Raw genomic sequence first — 17,533 nt, forward strand, 5'->3', positions numbered from 1 at the left:
GGAAGTGAAACCCGTGGAACAAAAACTCACCGTGACCAGCGCCCCGCATGTGCGCCACCCGGACAGCACGCGCGGCATCATGGTCGACGTGCTCATCGCACTGACGCCGGCGCTGATCTTCTCGGTCTATCTGTTCGGCCTGCGTGCGCTGGGCCTTGTCGCCGTCAGCGTCACAAGCTGCGTGCTCTTTGAGTACCTCTACCGGAAACTGCTCAAAAAGTCAAACGACATCGGCGACTTCTCGGCGGCCGTCACCGGGCTGCTGCTGGCGCTGAATCTGCCGGTCGGCGTGCCCTACTGGCTGCCGGTCATCGGCGCTTTCTTCGCCATTGTGGTGGTCAAGCAGCTCTACGGCGGCATCGGCCGCAACTTTGTCAACCCCGCGCTCGCGGCGCGCGTGTTTCTGATGCTCTCCTGGCCGAGCCTGATGAGCAGCTTTGTCCACCCGGTGTTCAGCCCCTTTGCCCACATTGGCGCCGATGCGGTCTCCTCCGCGACGCCTCTCGCCGTGCTGAAAGCGGGCGGCACGCCCGATGTGACCCTCTTTGAGCTGCTGCTCGGCCACTACGCCGGCTGCATCGGCGAGACCTCGGCGGTGCTGCTGATGGCAGGCGGGCTGTATCTGCTCTACCGGCGGGTCATCTCCTGGCAGATTCCCGTCAGCTTTCTCGGCACGGTGGCGCTCATCAGCTTTCTCACCGGCGGCGCGGACCCTGTAAACGCCATGCTCACCCAGCTGCTCTCGGGCGGTCTCATGCTCGGCGCCATTTTCATGGCGACCGACTACACGACCTCGCCCTGCACCGGCGTCGGAAAGCTGATCTTCGGCGTCGGCTGCGGGCTGATCACCGTGTTTATCCGGCGCTTCGGCGGCTATGCCGAGGGCGTCAGCTTTGCCATACTGCTGATGAATCTGATGGTCTGGTTCATTGACAAGTACACAAGACCCCGAAAGTTTGGAGGCGCCGCACATGGAAAATAAGACACTGGAACGGGTGCAGGCCGCATCTCCGGCGGAGGTCAAACACCCGAGAAAGCGGCGTCCCGCACGCGGCGGCCAAACGGATGCTCTGGGTTCGCTTCGCGCGCTTTGGAAGCGCAGCGAGCCGCTTCGTCTGAGCTGTCTGCTCGGCGGAATCACCTTTGTGGTGGCTCTTCTGCTGGGCATTGTAAACGCCGTCACCGCCGGCCCCATCGCTCAGCACGCCGAGCAGCGCAAGCAGGCCGCGCTCACCGAGGTCTTCCCGGAAGCTGACCGCTTTGCCGTCGTGGACATCGATCTTCCGCGCTCCGTCAGCGAAATCCGCTCTGTCTACGCGGGCGACGAGCTTCTCGGCTACGGTGTGAGCGCCGCGGCGAACGGCTTCGGCGGTGAGATCGAGATGCTCGTCAGCGTCGACGCGCAGGGGCAGGTCGCCGGTGTGTCGGTGCTGAAGCTCTCCGAGACGCCGGGCGTCGGCACCAACGCTGCGGCGGAGCAGCAGCTCGCCCTCTACAACGGAAAATCGGGTACCATCATCACCGAGAAGATCACCCACAATCAGCCAAACGAGGTCCTTGCCGTCAGCGGCGCGACCATCACGTCAAAGGCGATCACCGAGGGCGTCAACGCCGCTCTCGAAGCGGTTCGCCTCGCCGGCAGGGAGGTGTCGTGACATGAGAACGGAACATACCGGAAAGCCAGGCAGAAAGCCGTCTTCGAACGCTGCGCTGCTGCGCCAGCTCGCAAACGGCGTGATCTATGAGAATCCGACACTGGTGCAGCTGCTCGGCATGTGCCCGACACTCGCCACGACCACCTCGATTGCAAACGGTCTCGGCATGGGTCTTGCGGCGACGGCGGTTCTCATCTGCTCAAACATTGTCATCTCGGCGCTGCGGCGCCTGATTCCCTCCAAAATCCGCATTGCGGCCTATGTTGTCATCATCGCGGGGTTTGTCACAGCGGTCGATCTGCTGCTTCAGGCCTTTCTGCCCGGGCTGTCGAGCTCGCTCGGGCTCTTCATTCCGCTGATTGTTGTCAACTGCATCATCCTCGCGCGCGCCGAGGCGTTCGCCTCGAAAAACCCCGTCGGCAAGTCGGCGGTGGACGGGCTCGCCATGGGGCTCGGCTTCACGCTTGCGCTCGTCGTTCTCTCGGCGGTGCGCGAGCTGCTCGGGGCCGGCACGCTCTTCGGCGTGCACGTGTTCGGCGAGGGCTTCAAGCCCGCTCTGCTCATGGGGCTGCCGCCCGGCGGCTTTCTCGCGCTCGGCGGTCTCATCGCGCTTGTGCAGTACCTGATGCAGCGAAAGGGGGCCCGGAAACATGGCTGAAATTTTCATGATCGCCATCAACGCCATGCTCATTGAGAATTTCGTTCTGGTCAAATTTCTCGGCATCTGCCCGTTTCTCGGCGTGTCAAAGAAAACCGGCACCGCCGTGGGCATGGGGCTTGCGGTCACCTTTACGATGACGCTCTCCTCGGCGCTGACCTGGGCGGTCAACCGCTTTATTCTGCAGCCGTTTCACCTGGGGTATCTGCAGACCATCGCGTTTATCCTCGTGATTGCGGCGCTGGTGCAGTTTGTCGAGATGGCGCTGCGGCGGCTGATGCCCGCGCTCTACCAGTCGCTCGGCATCTATCTGCCGCTGATCACGACGAACTGCGCGGTGCTGGGCGCGGCGCTTTTGAACATCCAGCGCGGCTACAATTTCATCGAGTCGGTGGCATTCGGCTTCTTTGCCGCGCTCGGCTTTCTGCTCGCCATCGTCATCTTCTCGGGGGTGCGCGAGCGCATCGAGCTGTGCGACATTCCCAGGCCCTTTCAGGGCTTTCCCATTGCCCTGATCTCGGCGGCGCTGCTGAGCCTCGCCTTCTTCGGTTTTCAGGGGCTCAAGATCAACCTCTAATTACACGCCGCGCAAGACGGCATAAGGATGGACGACTATGTTTTTAAATATTGTTGCGGCCTGTCTCTCTCTGGGCCTTTGCGGCCTTGCGCTCGGCGCTCTTCTCGCCGGGGCATCCAGGCTCTTCGCCGTGAAGAGCGACACGCGAATCGACGAAATCACGGCGATTCTGCCGGGCGCGAACTGCGGCGGCTGCGGATACTCGGGCTGTCAGGCTTACGCGGCGGCCGTGGTGAAAAAGGGCGCAAAGAGCAGCCTCTGCCCGGTCGGCGGCGATGAGGCGGCGGCGAAAATCGCCGCGGTCATGGGGGTGGAGCCCGAGCAGACCACGCGGCTGTGCGCCTATGTCAAGTGCAGCGGGTGCGACAGCTTCACCACAAAAAAATACATCTACAACGGCCTGCGCGACTGCGCCGCGGCCATGCTCGTCGGCGGCGGCGACAAGGACTGCGCCTTCGCCTGCGTGGGCTTCGGCAACTGTGTGCGCCAGTGCAAATTCGGCGCGATCAGCCTGGTCGACGGCGTGGCCTTTGTCGACAAGGTCAAGTGCGCCGCCTGCGGCATGTGCGCGGCCGCCTGCCCGAAGCATCTCATTGAGCTGATTCCCTATGAGAACAAATTCGGGGTGAGCTGCTCCTCTCAAAACCGCGGCTCGCTCACGCGCGAGGTCTGCGAGGTCGGCTGCATCGGCTGCCGGCTCTGCGAGAAAGTCTGTGAGTACGGGGCTATCCGCGTGAGCGACAACCTCGCGGCGATTGATTTCTCCCGCTGTCAAAACTGCGGCGCCTGCGCCGAGAAGTGCCCGCGCGGCATCATCCAGAATCTGAGAAGCCGTACGCCGGCCATACAGAAAAAGCTGTCCCGCCCGGGCGGGACGACTAAGCAGCCCGCAAACATCCCATAATATCATCGCAGAACATGGACAATGTGCCCGCCCGGGGCCAGTCCCGGTCCCGGCGGCAACAGAGGAGGGATACCATGAAATACAACCCCAGATACCGCGGCAGGAAGAACCGGCACCCTGTGCTGATTGTGGTCGTGCTGCTGCTTGCGGCTCTTGTGGGCTTTTTCTATTTCTCCTACCAGAACAACGAGGACTTTCGCCAGTCCATACAAAATCTCTTCTCGGCGCTGCGCGGGGACGCAAAGCCGGTCGAGCCGGCGGACCCCGACCCCACCCCGGGGCCGGAGCCCGGCAGCGACAATCCGCAGCCCGTCACGCCGCCCGACGACCCGCAGCCGACGGCAAACACCGTCTACCGCATCGGGGCGGTCTCCTCGGCCTCGCTCTACTCGGCCGAGATCTTTGAAAAGGAGCTCAACGCACTGAAAGAGCAGGGATACACCGCGGTGCTTCTCAACGTCAAGCCGGTCAGCGGAAAAGTCGTTTACGCCAGCACCGCCGCAGCGGCGCTGGCCGACAGCACAGCCGATCTCACGGCTCTGCTCAGCCTGTGCGAGCAGTACGACATGACGCCGATCGCTCAGATGAGCTGCTTTGAGGACAACAGCGCCTACAGGAAGATTCCCGACGCCGCTGTGCGCACCAAAAACAAAGTCTACTGGCTCGACGGCAACAACCGCCGCTGGATCTCCCCCTACTCGGAGCAGTCACTCGGCTATCTCGCTGACATTGCCGAAGAACTTGCGGCGCTCGGTCTGCGCGATGTGCTGCTCACCAGCGTCACGTTTCCGACTTATGGCAAGACGGGGCTCATCGGCTACACCGATGTGGGAAACACCGACCGCACGGCCGCCATTCTCACGTTTCTCGACGGCTTTGAGAGCCGCCTCGGCGAATCCTTTGACAGCATCCTCTTCGCTGTGCCGTCGCGCGCTCTCACCGACAGCGCCTACGCGCAAAACGCAGGGCTGCTCTTTCCCGAGGAGCGCTTCCCGCAGAGTCACAGCACTTTCGACGCCGCTCTGAGCGAAGATACCGTCTACTACGCGCTCAAACAGTAGCATTCGCACAGACAGAGGCAGGCCCCTCCACAGGAGGAGCCTGCCTCTTTTGATTCGGCTATCGGCTTTTGATGGAGCGGATGCGCAGAACGCCGCCCGCCTGCTCAAATTCAAGATGCAGCTTCTGCTCAAAGTGGGCGGTGATGCTGAGGCCGTCCCGTTCGTAGGGCGTGCCGTTGCCCAGCAGAAAGCCCTCCACAAAGAGCCTGTGGTCGAGGGGGATCTCCCGGATGCACTGCATGGTGATGGAGACAAATTTCTGCATGTCGACCGGCGCGAACACCTCTTCGGGCACGCCGGAGAACGCGACAAAGGCCGCGCCGCCGCTGTGGGGGCACCGGTAATAGCAGCAGTCCCCGGCAAGCGCACAGGTCACCGTGGACAGCGCGTGGCCGTTGAATGTGTCGTCGAGCGAAAATTGGGCCTGCGTCAGCGGCTCAAGACCCCACCGCTCACCCAGCTGCCTTGTCCGCCGGGCGAGCTCGATCAGCTCATCTGGGAAGCCGTTGATGTTCTCCCAGCCCCAGAGCCAGGTGCCGCTTGATGCCGACTCGCTGCCGATGAACTGCAGCGCATACTCCTGCCCGCCGAACAGAATCACGCCGCGTGAAAAATCCACGTTCCAGTTCTGCTCTCTCACCACAAGCTCGCGACAGGCATTCTGTGTGGCAATCATCCTGCCGAGGCTCACGCAATAGACCTCATGCCAGTTGCCGGTGTCAAGGGACAGCGCGCTGATCAAGCTCTCTGCCGGTCGTTTCATACCGCACCTCCGCGTGGTTTTCAACATGATAATCTCTCTTTTTTGCGTATTTTTATTTTATCATATCGACGGCCGAAGTCCAATATGTAAAACGGCGGCGCACGGAATTTCCTGTGCGCCGCCAGCCTGTCTGAGGTCGCCTCAGTGCATCAAATTCAGGCTGTCGACAGCCGAGCCGACGGCCCGCACCGCCTTGCTGACGCTGCGCTTGACCTGTCTTGTTCTCTTCTGGTCGGAGGCGAGCATGACGCCGGCCGCGGTGCCCAGCATCGCCGAAGCGACCACGCCCCCAATGAATGTGCCCATCTTCATAGCAAACCCTCTCTTTCATTTTGACGTCGAAGCATAACTCGACGGTTTTATTTTTGCACAGAAAGAGCGAACTATGACCTGCAAATTTTAGCATTGTTTTTGCGAACGCATTTCAAATTTTTCATTGATTTTCGCCCGGGCGGCCGATATGATAAGAGAAAAGCAAAAAGCGAGGTGTCCCCCATGGCTGAAATCAAACCCTTTCGCGCTCTGCGCTTTGCACCCGCCGCCGGTCCCATCGACGAGCTCTGCTGTCCCCCCTACGACATCATCAGCCCCGAGCAGCGGCGTGGCTATCTGAGCAAAAATCTGCACAACATCGTGCGCCTTGAGCTGCCCGACGGGTGCTACCGCGACGCGGGCAGCAATCTGCGCCAGCTCATCGAGCGCCATCTGCTCGCCGAGGACGAACGCCCCGGCATCTATATCTACGAAGAGGAGTTTTCGCTCGACGGCGTCGTGCGCCGGGTCAAGGGCTTTCTGTGTCTGACCCGCCTCGAGGAATTTGAGCGCGGCATCGTGCTGCCCCACGAGGAGACTCTCTCCAAGGCCAAAGACGACCGCTTTCAGCTCATGAGCGAGACCTTTTGCAACTTCAGCCCCATCTACAGCCTCTACTTCGACGAGGGGCTCGAGACGAGCCGGCTGATCGACGCTCTCAGCGCCGGCGCGCCGCAGATTGCGTTTGTCGACGAGGCCGGCGTCACGCACCGCCTCTGGCCGGTCTACGACGAGGCGGCTCTGCGCGCGCTCGAGGCGCAGTTTGCCCCGCGCAAGCTCTACATTGCCGACGGCCACCACCGCTATGAGACCGCGCTGCGCTTTCGCGACGAGCTCAGAGAGCGCGGCCTTGTCGACGGTCCCGACCACAAGGCGAATTTCGTCATGATGCACCTGACCGCCATGGAGAACCCGGGTCTTGTCGTTCTGCCGACCCACCGGCTCTGCCGCGGACTCGACGGCTTTGACGAGCAGCGGCTTCTGCGCGGTCTTGAGCACGCCTTTGTCACAGAGAAAAAGGCGGGGCTCGACACACTCGAGCGGGAACTTGCGGCGGGCGACCGCAAATGTCTCGCCCTCTACACCGGCGGCGACAGCTATGTCAAACTCACACTGCGCGACGAGTCCTTTGCCCGTGAGGCCGCCCCCGGAATGAGCGGCGCTCTGTGTATGCTCGACGTCTCGATTCTGCACAATCTGATACTCGAGCCGCTTCTGGGCATTGACAAGGCCAACATGGCCGCCCAGAAAAACCTGATTTACACGCGCAGCATCCGCGAGGCGATCGAGAGCGTGCAAAACGGCTCCTGCAACGCCGCGTTTTTGCTCAATGCGACGAGGGTCGACGAGATTGCCGCCGTTGCCTCAGCGGGCGAAAAAATGCCGCAGAAGTCCACTTACTTCTACCCCAAGCTCATCACGGGTCTTGTCATGAACAAAATCATGGACGCGCCGCAGGAGTGACGGCGCAAAGGGGCGGGCCGCTTCACAGCGGCCCGCCCCTTTTTCTCTGCATTTGCGTGGAGGGACAAAATGCAGGGTCAGGCGCGGCGCACTCCCCGGCGCTTTGCGCTTTTCCTCTGTGTCAGAGCCCGATGGCTCACGAGGGTGAAAATGCTCAGCAGAATGGCCGTGCTGGCAGCGATCTGTTTTGCCGACAGGCTCTCCCTGAGCAGCAGCGCGCCGAACGCAATGCTCGCGATCGGCTCAAAGACGCTGAACACCGCCGCCGTACCGGCGCCGAGATGCTCCACCCCTGCCGCGCAGAGGACGGTCGCCAGGACATTGTTCAGCACGGCGATCACCGCCATGACCGGCAGAATCTCCGGCAGCACGCCGAGTGCAAACTCACCCGTGAGCAGGCCGTAGCCGGCCCCCACCGCCGCTGTGATGCAGCACATCCAAAAGGCGACGGCGCTCTTGCTCTCGTGAAGCAGTCCCGAGCGGTCGAGATAGAGAAGCTGAAAGGCCCAGGTGAACACCGAGGCCGCGGCGCAGAGCAGCCCCGCAAGAGCGTCGGCCGTAAAGCGCTCGAAGAACAGTGCCATCGCGCCGGTCGATACGGCCAGCGCCACCGCAGTCACGGGCGGAATTTTCTCATGAAACAGCAGCGCTGAGATGGCGCTCACCGCCGCAGGATACAGAAAGTGTATGGTGGTGACCGTGCCCACCGGGAGAAAGCAGTACGCGAGATTGAGAAGCAGAAGCGTGGCGGCCGTACCCACAAGGCCGAGCAGCAGCACCTTTTTCCCACTGCCCCGGCTGACTCTCACGGGCCGCCGGGTCAGTGCCCCGTACGGCAGCAGAAAGGCCGCTCCCAGCAGGCCTCTCGCGAACAGTATCACTCCCACCGAGGCGCCGCGGGCCGTGGCGAGCTTTGTCAGCGCCGCACACAGACCGAAGAGCGCCGCTGAGGCAACGGAGCAGATCATGCCCAGAGTTTGTCTCTTTCCCATTAAGTCTCCCCGCGCCGCTAAATGCCGAGATAGGCTTTTTTCAGCTGTTCGTCGCCCAGCAGCTCATCGCCCCGGCCCGACATGACGATTCTGCCGTTTTCCAGCACATAGCCCCTTGTGGACTCCCGAAGCGCGCGCTCCACGTTCTGCTCCACAAGCAGAACCGTTGTGCCGCCGGAGCGGATCTCCTCGAGCTTCTCAAAGATCAGCTGCACGTTGATCGGCGACAGGCCGAGACTCGGCTCGTCGAGAATCAGCAGCTTCGGCATGGCCATCAGGGCTCTCGCGATCGCCAGCATCTGCTGTTCACCGCCCGAGAGGGTGTTTGCATACTGGCTCTTTCTCTCAAACAGGCGGGGGAAGAGACCGAAGACATACTGCGTGTTTTCGGCTGCCTTTGCCCGCGCGCGGCGGCAGAATGCGCCCATCTGGATGTTTTCCATCACCGTCATGCCGGGGAACAGATGGCGCCCCTCGGGGCACTGGATGATTCCCATCTCGACGCGGTCATGGCTCGGCGCAGCCGTGATGGGTTCGCCACAGAATAAAATCTCGCCGTCCGCGGCGTCGAGCAGCCCCGAAATCGCCTTGCAGACAGTGGTCTTGCCGGCTCCATTCGAGCCGACGATGCTGATCAGCTCTCCCTCGTCGACATACAGGCTGCAGCCCTTGAGCGCCGAGACGGCGCCGTAGCTGACACAGAGATCTCTTGTTTCCAGAAGATGCATGACAATACTCTCTCCCTTATGGGTTCTGCAGCGGGCCGGCCGCAGCCGGCCCGCTGCAGAACGGTTTACTTGTTGATGGCGGAAATTTCGCTGCCGGGCAGAACCACGGCTGTTCCCTCGAGCGCGGCGCTCTCCGGCCAGATGATTCTCACCGCGGCATCCTGGAACTGACCGATGGGAGTGATGGCATTGGGGTTCGCCCCGGTCTCATCAAACCAAATCTCATAGGGGTAGATGTTCCACGAGGCGTCCTCGGTGATGTGAATTTCCGCCAGTGCGTCGCGCAGGGCGGTGCGGCTGTACGTGCCGGCGGCGTTGAGACCCTCGTAGACGAGGAACACATCGGCCCATCCGGCGGCCGACTCGCCGGTGAAAGTCTCGCCGTTGTTGGCGGCGGCATAATCCTCGGCAATCCAGAGCTTATCGGGTTTTGCGTTGAGCACGTCAATGCCCCAGCCCATACCGGTCATGAAGCCGTCCGCATTGTTTCCGACCGTCGGGATGAAGTCGGAGTTCTGCTCGCCGCCCGAGGCGCACATGAGCAGATTCGGGGCATAGCCCTTGCCCATCATGGTGTCGGTCAAAAGCACCATCGCGCCGAAGTTTGCAAAGCACATGACGATGTCGGGATCCGCCGACTGGAGCTTATTCACAATGGGGGTGACGTCGGCGACATCCATCGCGAAAGTCTCGTCAACCACGATGTCAATGCCCATCTCTTTGAACGCGGCGGTCCACTGCTCGTGCAGGCCCTGGCCGTTGTCGTTGTTCTCGTACATCAGACCCGCGGTCTTGATCTCAAAGCCCTCGTCCATGATGCCCCGGATGTAGTCGAGCTGACAGCGGCTGTTGACGGAGTTCGTCTCATGCACAAGGAAGCTCCACTCGTGCTCCCCCTCGACGAGTGTGTCGCTCGAGGAACAGCACATCAGCAGCGGGCACCCATACCGCTCACAGACCGTGCGCACGGGCATGGTGATCGCCGACTGGTAGCAGCCGATGATTGCGACGACTTCCTCCTCCACAATCAGACGCTCGGCCTCGATGACCGCCGCCGACTCATCCGACTGGGTGTCGCCGTAGACGGGCACGAGCTTCGCCCCGTCGAGATTTTCGATGCCGCCGTTTTCGTTGATGTGGGCAATGGCGAGATCAATGCCCTTGCGGGCATCCTCGCCGACTGAGGCGGCGGCTCCCGTCACCGGGAAGAGCACGCCGATCTTGACGCCCTGGGAGAGATCGAGTTCCCCGTCCTCGGTTCCGGTGCCGCCGGGGGAGTCCGGATTGTCAGCAGGGGTACAGGCCGTGAGAGTAAAGGTCAGTGCAAGCGCCAGAAACAGTGCCAGAAATCGCTTCATCTTCATGTTTTTTCTCCTCTCTATTTAACTGCAACGCGCAGTTGGATGCGGTTATTGCGCAAATTCACTGCCGAGATAGGCCGCAATGACCTCCCGGTCGGTGGAGATTTCTTTCGGGCCGCCCTCGGCGATCTTGCGCCCGAAGTTGAGCACCGAAATCGTATCCGAGATGCTCATGATCGCCTGCATGATGTGCTCGATGATGACGATGGTGACGCCGGCTCTTTTGATGTCGACAATGATCTCCATCACCTCGGCGACCTCCGAGGGGGTCAGCCCCGCCATGACCTCGTCAAGCAGCAGAATCTTCGGGTCGCTGGCGAGTGCCCGGGCGACCTCCAGTCTCTTCTGCTCGCAGAGGTTGAGAGACCCCGCGAAGACGCCGGCTTTGTGGTCGAGCTTGGTCCGGCGCAGGCTGTCCATGGCCTTCTCCCGGGCCGCGGCGACATGGTCGGTGTTGACAAAACTGCCCACCATGACGTTGTCGACTGTGCTCATACCTTTGAATGGCTTTACAATCTGATAGGTCCTCACGAGTCCTTTCCGGCACAGGGTGTAGGGCTTTTTGCCGGTGATATCCTCGCCGTCAAGTACGATCTTTCCGGCCGTGGGCGTCTCAAAGCCGGAAATCAGGCTGAAGAAGGTGGTCTTGCCCGCCCCGTTCGGGCCGATCAGACCGTGAATGGTGTTCTTCTCCACCGAAAGGTTCACACCGTCGACCGCCCTGAGGCCGCCGTACTGCTTTGACAGGTTTTCCACTCTGAGAATTTCCATTATTTCTTCACCTCCGCCCGCTCCCCGACGGAGCGTCTGCGTGCCGCCTTTTCCGCCAGGCGGTTTTTGAGCCGGATGAGCAGAGAGTACAGTCCATCCGGGAAGAAGCGGATGCACACCACCAGCAGAATGCCGTAGATGGCGAGGCTCAGTCCCGGCAGGCTCGCCCCAAAGGTAGCCGTGGTCAGCTGTGCCAGCGGCTTGATGATACAGGCTCCGATGGTCGGCCCGAGAATGGTTCCCTTGCCGCCGATGAGAGAGATGATGACAAATTCATCCGACAGGGGCTCGCCGAAGAGCTTCGCCGGGCTGCACGCCATGATGTACTGCGCGTAGAGCGTACCGCCCATCGCCGCAGTAAAGGTGCTCAGTGCCATGGCCTTGAGCTTGAGATTTCGCGAATTGACGCCGAGCGCCTCAGCGGCGTTCTGGTCGTTTGCGACAGCTGCGAGCTGATAGCCGATTTTGGATCTCTTGATGAAGCGGCAAAGCAGCAGAATCGCCGCCAGAAACGCCAGCATCACATAGTAGTAGTAAATCTTGTCGCGAAACTGCAGCAGCCAGAAGTTGTTGCCCGGCACCGCCTTGACCGGCAGACCCGTGCCGCCGCCGATGCGGATGTCACCGATCTTCTGCGTACTCTGAAAGAGCAGCATGGTGATGGTGCACAGCGCGAGCGACGCGAGGGTGTAAAACGTGCCGCTGAGCTTGAAGCAGGGCACCCCGATGAGAATGCCGACCAGTGTCGCAAGCAGCCCGCCCGCGAGCATGCCGAGCCACGGGGAGATTCCCCAGTTGTTGAAGAGTACCGTGGAGGTATAGGCGCCGAGCCCGACGTAGAGCGCGTGCCCCAGTGAGAACTGCCCGGCAAAGCCGCCCAGAATGTTCCACGCCGAGGAGAGATAGGCGAACAGGGCAATCTCCACAAAGATCGACAGGTAGTAGTTGCTGACAAAGCGGGGCAGCACCACGGCCGCCGCGAGCACGGCAGCGCCGAGAATGAATTTGACTGATCCGAATCGTTTTGCTTTCATTTTCTCCCCTCCTCTCAGCGCGCTCTTCTGCCGAACAGGCCGTTGGGCCGGAAGAACAGCACCAGCACGAACACCACGAAGCAGAGCATTTCGCCGATATAGGAATTGAACAGCATGGCCCCCACGGCCTCGACAACGCCGAGCAGCACGCCGGCGAGCAGACACCCCGGTACGCTCTCGATTCCGCCGAGCACCAGGATGATAAAGGCCTTGTGACCGACCGTCGCCCCGCTCGAGGGGGTGATCTGGTAGAAGGTGGAGTAGACGCAGCCCGCAATGGCGCAGATGCCGCAGCCGATACCGAAAGCGAGATCGTAGTAGCGCATCACGTTGATTCCCATCAACCGCGCGGCGTCGCGGTCCTGCGCGGTGGAGCGCAGCGCCCGGCCCGCGTAGCTCTTTGACATGAACGCCCACAGAGTGGCCGTGGTTGCGACGGCGATGACCGCTCCGATGATCTTCACCAGACTCACCGATGCGCCGAAGCCGACGTCGACATAGATCTGCGTGATGCCCATCTTGATGGTCCGCGGGGTGGACTTGAGCAGCATCAGCGTGATGTTCTCGAGCGCAATGCCGAGACCCGCCGTGCACAGCAGAAGCCCGTAGGGATTCTTTTCGGTCTCACGCCGGTAGAGCGGGCGAATCACCGTGTGCTGAAAGGCCCACCCGAAGCAGAACATGATGGGGGCCGCCACCAGCATTGCAACATAGGGATTGGTTCCCGTCAGGGTGACGACGCCGAAGATGATGTACATGCTCACCATCAGCAGTGAGTTGTTGGCCCAGTTGACAATTTTCATGATTCCGAAAATGATGTTGACGCCCAGAGTGGTCAGTCCATAGATACACCCCATCACAACACCCTGAACGACTGCCCCGTAGTACACTTTGCAACCACCTCTTCTTCCATTTCTCATTGCCGGCCGTGAAACATTTCCCCTGCTCCCGGCCGCACTGTCTAAATAAAACAACTTTTTGCCATATAAACATTATTTTTTGTTCATTTTACTGTTATATCTTAATTTTATATTGTAAAATTAAGAAAATTTATTTATTATAATAGTCAAAAGAAGAATTTCCAGAAAGCTCCATCCCCAGGTGAAGAAAGAGGAAAGAGAGGAACCGTCAATGAGCGTCTCGCATCTCAGCCTGGTCTCCGTACAGCCGTTTCTCATGGCCGCCTCCGCTGGAACCTACTGCGAGCTGCAGCACTCCCGTGACCATTTTCTAACGGAGATCTCCTGCTTTGAACTGGCCCGGCACACGCAGGTGAAGCTGGTGCCCGACTGCTTTTCGTCGCTGCTGCTGCGCTGCGGCGGGGACTTTGACCCCGTGATGGCGGCGCCCGCCGATGCGCCGGAGCGCAGTCTCGATCTGCCGCAGGGGGCCTATTACTGCGTGCGTTTTACTCCCCTCTCCTCCTACGCGCTCTATCGGGTTCTGGGCGGTATGCGGGAGTTCTCCGGCCGGGTTCTCGACGCGCGGGCCATATTCCCGGATATCGGCGAGCTGTGCCGGTCCCTGTCCGGAGAGCCTGTTCGTGCACAGGCGCGCAGGGCGATCAACGCCTACTTTGACACAAAGCTCCGGCATTCGCCCATTGACCCCGTCGTGCACAGGGCCATTTCGGACATCATCGTATCAAACGGCTCGATTACGGGCGCCGGTCTCTCCGCCGCCTGTGGGCTGTCGTCGCGCCAGCTCTACAACATCTTTCGCGGGCGCGTCGGCCTGAGCCCCAAGAGCTTTTCCCGCGCACTGCGCTTTCAAAATGCCCTCTACCGGCTGGTAAAGCCGACAGACGTCCCCTTTACCCCGTACGAATTCAACTACTACGACCAGTCGCATTTTCTGCATGAGTTCAAAGCCTGCTGCGGGATGCTCCCCGCCCAGCTTCTGGCGCTACTGGGCGGCTGCTGAAAGCGGGGTCGGGGCCCCCACAAGTGTCTGCGCGGCCCGCGCAATCCCCTCGGCGTCAAGCCCATAGTAGTGAAACAGCTCGGCGCTTGTGCCCGCAATGGCATGGCCGGTCGGAATACCGAGGCACCTGACCGGTACGCCGCAGCAAGTGCCCGCTACAATCTGGCAGACCAGCGAGCCGATGCCTCCCTTTGTGTTGTGCTCTTCGGCGACCAGAAGCCGCCCGGTCTGCCGCGCCGCCGTCAGAATGGCCTCGGTATCAATCGGCTTTACACTGTACAGGTCGAGCACCCTCGCCGAGATTCCGCGCGCGGCGAGAATCTCGGCCGCCTGCAGCGCATGGAAGAGCACCTCGCCCGCCGAGAGAATGGTCAGATCCTCGCCGTCGCGCAGCAGCTTTGCCTTTCCAATCGGAAAGCTCTCCCCCTCACCATAGAGAACTGGGACGGGATTTCGCCCGATGCGAACGTAGAACGGCCCCCAGGTGTCGGCCATCTGCTGCACCAGCGCGGCCATCTGCACCGCGTCCGCCGGCAGCAGAACCGTCAGCCGGTCCAGTCCCAATGTGCCCGCCAGATCGGACGTCGCATGGTGAGTGGCTCCGGTCGCGCCGTAGCTCACACCGCCGCTGATTCCAATGATCTTGACGTTGGTGTCGGAGTAGTCCACATCCACTTTGAGCTGCTCAAGTGCCCGGGTGGTCAGAAAGGCCGCCGGCGCGCAGACGAACGGCGTAAATCCACAGGTGGAGAGGCCCGCCGCAACCGAGATCTCGTTTTGCTCGGCGATTCCCATTTCAATGAGCCGCTCCGGGCAGCGCTCTGCAAACCCGTCAAGGCTCGCCGAGCCGGTCGCATCGGAGGTCAGCACAACCAGGTCGCCGCGCCGCTGCGCCAACGTCTCGAGAGTTTGCGTCAGGGCCTCTCTGAGTGCCATTTCTCTCATTGTTCCAGCTCCTTTCGTGTGCTTTCAAGCTCCGTCAGCGCCAGGCGGTACTGCTCGTCTGTGAGCGAGCCGTGGTGCCACTTTCTGTTGTTCTCCATAAAGGAGACTCCCTTGCCCTTGACGGTGTCGGCAATGATGAGCTTGGGCGCGCCCTTTCGGCCGTGCAGGTCGGCAAAGGCGCCCAGGATCTGGCCCATATCGTTGCCGTCGATCTGCACCACCTCAAAGCCGAACGCACGCCACTTGTCGGCATAGGGCTCAAGGGGCAGCACCTGCTCGGTGGGCCCGGTGATCTGAAAGTGATTGCGATCGACAATTGCGTAGAGATTGTCGAGCTTTTTTGCCGAGGCGAACAGTGCCGCCTCCCAGACGGAGCCCTCGTCGGTCTCGCCGTCGCCCAGCAGAACATAGCTGTTAAAGCTCCTGCCCGACAGCTTGGCCCCGAGAGCAATTCCGCAGGCCAGAGACAGGCCGTGTCCCAGAGAACCGGTGTTGAGCTCCACACCGCTGATGGCGTTGTTCGGGTGGGAGATGTACTTTGAGCCGAATGCGTTGAACTGCTGCAGCTCGGCTTTCGGAAAATAGCCGCAGTCCGCCAGAATCCAGAGGTAGGCCTCACAGGTGTGCCCCTTGGAGAGCAGGAAGCGGTCCCGGTCGGGGTCGTTTGGCTTTGCCGGGTCGAACCGCAGGATGTGATAGTACAGGGCTGTGAGAAGATCGGCGCTGGACAGCGTACCGCCAATGTGTCCCTTGGAGCGGTGGGCAAGGCCGAGGGCTCCCGCTCTCACATCCACCGCTTTCTTTTTTAAATCGTTAAGCTCCATATCATACCTGCTTTCCATCATTTTTTAACAGGCAGCGAAGAATGGTGAAGCAAGTTCGCTCTATGGGAGCGCACATTCTCCGCGGCCATTATCAAACAGCCAAAAACTTATCAAACAAAATAAATTTTGCAAAAAACTTGTAACTTTCTGTAAGCATTGGTATAATACGATTACCAATATTTAGATAGGAGAACATTATGGCCAAGGCCTTACGACTGATGAAAATCAAAGAGCTTCTCACCGAGCGGGGAGCGATCGATACGCAGACCCTCTGTGCGCTCACCGGCGTCTCCAAGGTCACCATCCGCAGCGATCTGATCCATCTGGAGGAGGAGGGGTTCCTCCACCGCACCTACGGCGGCGCTGTCCTGCGAAAGGACGGGAACGCCTCCGATTCTGCGGCAGCCGTGCCAGCTGACTCCAGTGAAAAGATGCGGCGTCTCGCCGAGCTCGGCGGTGTGGTGCAGCGGCATGTGGCGAGCGCGTCGTGGGTGATGCTCGGCTACGGCGTCACCTGCCGCGAAATAGCGAGAAGCCTGCTCAACCAGAACATTCGGGTCGTCACCGGCAACATCGACGCCGCCGTCATTCTCAGCGAGAGCAGCACGGTGGAGATCTTCATCCCCGGCGGCTATCTGCGCCGCCACTACAACTATCTCATGCTCAACGGTGAGTGGTATCAGAAAGCCCTCGTGGGGCTCACGGTGGACCAGGCCTACATCGGCGTCGCCGGCATCGACCCGTCCGGATTCACGGTCGGCGACGTGCTCGAGTGTCAGACGCTTGAGCTCATCCGCAAAATTGCCCGCGAGGTCATCGTTGTCATCGACTCGGGCAAGTTTGACCGCACCGCGTTCTTCCGGCTGGGAGATCTGGAGTATGCCGACACCATCATCACAAACGACGACATCCCCGACAGCTACCGCGAACTCTTCCGGGAGAAGAACATCCGTTTTCTGACCCCGTCCTCCCTCTAGTACCTACCGGCGCAGCGGCCGCATCTCAGAGCCATGTGAGCTTTGGGAGGCGGCCTTTTTTATTCGAATCGCTCCTCAAACCACTTGCCCGGATCCATGCGCGCGATCGGCGCCGGCGTGGTGCTGGGACGGCCAAAGGCCGCCATGCCGACCACCCGGGCCCACGTCGGAACGGACAAAATGCGGCAAAACTCCCCGTAATTCTCCGCGTCCGGGCACATGCCGAGCCAGACGCCGCCGAGGCCCGCCGCGTGCGCTGCGAGAAGCATATTCTCCATGGCTGCAGCGCAGCTGTGCACCAGAAACTCCCGGGGCATCGGCTTCTGTCCGAGCACTCTGGTGTCGGCACATACCACGATTGCGGCGCCGCAGTTCTCGAGCAGCCCCCACCAGGGCGTCAGAGGAACAAGGCGCAGCAGCGTCTCGCGCCGGCGGATGCTGAGAAAGACCCAGGGCTGTGTATTGTGACCTGACGGCGCCTGCTGTCCCGCCCGAATGAGTTCCTCGAGCTGCTCATGCGAGAGCGGCTCTCCGGTAAAGTCCCGTACGCTGCGGCGCGTCATCAGACAGGTGAGAGCGTCCAT

At 61.0% G+C, this 17,533-nt stretch carries 20 protein-coding genes; 9 read left to right on the plus strand and 11 right to left on the minus strand.

Translation table 11 applies throughout. The annotated features are described in order from the left end of the window. Positions 1–13: 13 nt before the first annotated feature. From H8695_RS06710 to H8695_RS06735, 6 genes are all read left to right on the plus strand, one after another. Positions 14–982: an RnfABCDGE type electron transport complex subunit D gene (locus tag H8695_RS06710; RefSeq protein WP_249300175.1), complete on the plus strand. Its 969-nt coding sequence runs from the start codon at positions 14–16 to the stop codon at positions 980–982. After that, entirely contained in the window at positions 972–1,655 is a 684-nt protein-coding gene (locus H8695_RS06715) for an RnfABCDGE type electron transport complex subunit G (RefSeq protein WP_249300177.1), read from the plus strand. Before H8695_RS06710 ends, H8695_RS06715 begins: the two co-directional genes overlap by 11 nt. 1 nt (position 1,656) lies before the next feature. Continuing rightward, on the plus strand, positions 1,657–2,313 hold the full coding sequence (gene rsxE, locus H8695_RS06720; protein WP_249300179.1) for an electron transport complex subunit RsxE: 657 nt from the start codon (positions 1,657–1,659) through the stop codon (positions 2,311–2,313). Beyond that, positions 2,306–2,890 (plus strand): electron transport complex subunit RsxA, encoded by a 585-nt coding sequence (rsxA, locus tag H8695_RS06725; protein WP_249300181.1) that lies wholly within the window; start codon positions 2,306–2,308, stop codon positions 2,888–2,890. The genes rsxE and rsxA overlap by 8 nt, the downstream gene beginning before the upstream one ends. A 37-nt stretch (positions 2,891–2,927) precedes the next feature. Beyond that, positions 2,928–3,794 carry an RnfABCDGE type electron transport complex subunit B gene (locus H8695_RS06730; protein ID WP_249300183.1) on the plus strand — a complete coding sequence of 289 codons (867 nt, stop codon included), beginning with the start codon at positions 2,928–2,930 and terminating at the stop codon, positions 3,792–3,794. A 74-nt stretch (positions 3,795–3,868) separates the two neighbouring features. Next, the gene (locus tag H8695_RS06735; RefSeq protein WP_249300185.1) at positions 3,869–4,855 is read left to right on the plus strand and encodes a putative glycoside hydrolase; all 987 of its coding nucleotides are present in this window, start codon (positions 3,869–3,871) and stop codon (positions 4,853–4,855) included. 58 nt (positions 4,856–4,913) lie between these two features. Here the strand turns inward: H8695_RS06735 and H8695_RS06740 are convergent, their stop codons facing one another. Both H8695_RS06740 and H8695_RS06745 read right to left on the minus strand, forming a co-directional pair. Further along, positions 4,914–5,618 (minus strand): DUF6882 domain-containing protein, encoded by a 705-nt coding sequence (locus H8695_RS06740; protein WP_249300187.1) that lies wholly within the window; start codon positions 5,616–5,618, stop codon positions 4,914–4,916. 141 nt (positions 5,619–5,759) lie between these two features. Beyond that, a complete protein-coding gene (locus tag H8695_RS06745; RefSeq protein ID WP_249300189.1) occupies positions 5,760–5,930 on the minus strand; it encodes a hypothetical protein in 171 nt (56 codons plus the stop codon). A 183-nt stretch (positions 5,931–6,113) separates the two neighbouring features. Between H8695_RS06745 and H8695_RS06750 the strand changes: the two genes are divergently transcribed. Then, positions 6,114–7,394, plus strand: a complete 1,281-nt coding sequence (locus tag H8695_RS06750) for a DUF1015 domain-containing protein (protein ID WP_249300191.1) — start codon at positions 6,114–6,116, stop codon at positions 7,392–7,394. 77 nt (positions 7,395–7,471) lie between these two features. Here the strand turns inward: H8695_RS06750 and H8695_RS06755 are convergent, their stop codons facing one another. The 6 genes from H8695_RS06755 to H8695_RS06780 form a co-directional block, all read right to left on the minus strand. Beyond that, positions 7,472–8,386 (minus strand): DMT family transporter, encoded by a 915-nt coding sequence (locus tag H8695_RS06755; protein ID WP_249300193.1) that lies wholly within the window; start codon positions 8,384–8,386, stop codon positions 7,472–7,474. A gap of 17 nt (positions 8,387–8,403) precedes the next feature. Beyond that, a complete protein-coding gene (locus H8695_RS06760) occupies positions 8,404–9,114 on the minus strand; it encodes an ABC transporter ATP-binding protein (RefSeq protein WP_249300195.1) in 711 nt (236 codons plus the stop codon). Positions 9,115–9,179: 65 nt separating this feature from the next. Then, entirely contained in the window at positions 9,180–10,478 is a 1,299-nt protein-coding gene (locus H8695_RS06765) for an ABC transporter substrate-binding protein (protein WP_249300197.1), read from the minus strand. Between the two features lie 45 nt (positions 10,479–10,523). Then, entirely contained in the window at positions 10,524–11,246 is a 723-nt protein-coding gene (locus tag H8695_RS06770) for an ABC transporter ATP-binding protein (RefSeq protein ID WP_249300200.1), read from the minus strand. After that, positions 11,246–12,280, minus strand: a complete 1,035-nt coding sequence (locus tag H8695_RS06775; protein WP_249300203.1) for a branched-chain amino acid ABC transporter permease — start codon at positions 12,278–12,280, stop codon at positions 11,246–11,248. Before H8695_RS06775 ends, H8695_RS06770 begins: the two co-directional genes overlap by 1 nt. A 14-nt stretch (positions 12,281–12,294) precedes the next feature. After that, positions 12,295–13,170: a branched-chain amino acid ABC transporter permease gene (locus H8695_RS06780; RefSeq protein ID WP_249300206.1), complete on the minus strand. Its 876-nt coding sequence runs from the start codon at positions 13,168–13,170 to the stop codon at positions 12,295–12,297. Positions 13,171–13,411: 241 nt separating this feature from the next. Between H8695_RS06780 and H8695_RS06785 the strand changes: the two genes are divergently transcribed. Further along, positions 13,412–14,203: an AraC family transcriptional regulator gene (locus H8695_RS06785; RefSeq protein WP_249300208.1), complete on the plus strand. Its 792-nt coding sequence runs from the start codon at positions 13,412–13,414 to the stop codon at positions 14,201–14,203. Here the strand turns inward: H8695_RS06785 and H8695_RS06790 are convergent. Then, entirely contained in the window at positions 14,186–15,148 is a 963-nt protein-coding gene (locus H8695_RS06790) for a transketolase family protein (protein WP_249300210.1), read from the minus strand. The two genes, H8695_RS06785 and H8695_RS06790, sit on opposite strands and share 18 nt — an antisense overlap. Further along, complete coding sequence (locus H8695_RS06795) at positions 15,145–15,972, minus strand: transketolase (RefSeq protein ID WP_249300212.1); 828 nt, start codon at positions 15,970–15,972, stop codon at positions 15,145–15,147. The genes H8695_RS06790 and H8695_RS06795 overlap by 4 nt, the downstream gene beginning before the upstream one ends. A gap of 197 nt (positions 15,973–16,169) precedes the next feature. Between H8695_RS06795 and H8695_RS06800 the strand changes: the two genes are divergently transcribed. Continuing rightward, positions 16,170–16,949 (plus strand): DeoR/GlpR family DNA-binding transcription regulator, encoded by a 780-nt coding sequence (locus H8695_RS06800; protein ID WP_249300214.1) that lies wholly within the window; start codon positions 16,170–16,172, stop codon positions 16,947–16,949. Between the two features lie 59 nt (positions 16,950–17,008). Here H8695_RS06800 and H8695_RS06805 read toward each other — a convergent pair whose 3' ends face one another. After that, on the minus strand, positions 17,009–17,533 hold the full coding sequence (locus tag H8695_RS06805) for a nitroreductase family protein (RefSeq protein WP_249300216.1): 525 nt from the start codon (positions 17,531–17,533) through the stop codon (positions 17,009–17,011).

The organism is Feifania hominis, assembly GCF_014384765.1.
In the GTDB taxonomy this organism is placed as follows: domain Bacteria; phylum Bacillota; class Clostridia; order Oscillospirales; family Feifaniaceae; genus Feifania; species Feifania hominis.

Excerpts from the sequence above, each read along its gene's own strand:
- H8695_RS06745 (WP_249300189.1), bottom strand. The coding sequence starts at position 5,930 with ATGAAGATGGGCACATTCATTGGGGGCGTGGTCGCTTCGGCGATGCTG.
- H8695_RS06805 (WP_249300216.1), bottom strand. The coding sequence starts at position 17,533 with ATGGACGCTCTCACCTGTCTGATGACGCGCCGCAGCGTACGGGACTTT.
- rsxE (WP_249300179.1), top strand. The coding sequence starts at position 1,657 with ATGAGAACGGAACATACCGGAAAGCCAGGCAGAAAGCCGTCTTCGAAC.
- H8695_RS06790 (WP_249300210.1), bottom strand. The coding sequence starts at position 15,148 with ATGAGAGAAATGGCACTCAGAGAGGCCCTGACGCAAACTCTCGAGACG.
- H8695_RS06750 (WP_249300191.1), top strand. The coding sequence starts at position 6,114 with ATGGCTGAAATCAAACCCTTTCGCGCTCTGCGCTTTGCACCCGCCGCC.
- H8695_RS06740 (WP_249300187.1), bottom strand. The coding sequence starts at position 5,618 with ATGAAACGACCGGCAGAGAGCTTGATCAGCGCGCTGTCCCTTGACACC.
- H8695_RS06760 (WP_249300195.1), bottom strand. The coding sequence starts at position 9,114 with ATGCATCTTCTGGAAACAAGAGATCTCTGTGTCAGCTACGGCGCCGTC.
- H8695_RS06735 (WP_249300185.1), top strand. The coding sequence starts at position 3,869 with ATGAAATACAACCCCAGATACCGCGGCAGGAAGAACCGGCACCCTGTG.
- H8695_RS06765 (WP_249300197.1), bottom strand. The coding sequence starts at position 10,478 with ATGAAGATGAAGCGATTTCTGGCACTGTTTCTGGCGCTTGCACTGACC.
- H8695_RS06730 (WP_249300183.1), top strand. The coding sequence starts at position 2,928 with ATGTTTTTAAATATTGTTGCGGCCTGTCTCTCTCTGGGCCTTTGCGGC.
- H8695_RS06770 (WP_249300200.1), bottom strand. The coding sequence starts at position 11,246 with ATGGAAATTCTCAGAGTGGAAAACCTGTCAAAGCAGTACGGCGGCCTC.
- H8695_RS06715 (WP_249300177.1), top strand. The coding sequence starts at position 972 with ATGGAAAATAAGACACTGGAACGGGTGCAGGCCGCATCTCCGGCGGAG.
- H8695_RS06795 (WP_249300212.1), bottom strand. The coding sequence starts at position 15,972 with ATGGAGCTTAACGATTTAAAAAAGAAAGCGGTGGATGTGAGAGCGGGA.
- H8695_RS06800 (WP_249300214.1), top strand. The coding sequence starts at position 16,170 with ATGGCCAAGGCCTTACGACTGATGAAAATCAAAGAGCTTCTCACCGAG.
- H8695_RS06785 (WP_249300208.1), top strand. The coding sequence starts at position 13,412 with ATGAGCGTCTCGCATCTCAGCCTGGTCTCCGTACAGCCGTTTCTCATG.
- H8695_RS06755 (WP_249300193.1), bottom strand. The coding sequence starts at position 8,386 with ATGGGAAAGAGACAAACTCTGGGCATGATCTGCTCCGTTGCCTCAGCG.
- H8695_RS06775 (WP_249300203.1), bottom strand. The coding sequence starts at position 12,280 with ATGAAAGCAAAACGATTCGGATCAGTCAAATTCATTCTCGGCGCTGCC.
- rsxA (WP_249300181.1), top strand. The coding sequence starts at position 2,306 with ATGGCTGAAATTTTCATGATCGCCATCAACGCCATGCTCATTGAGAAT.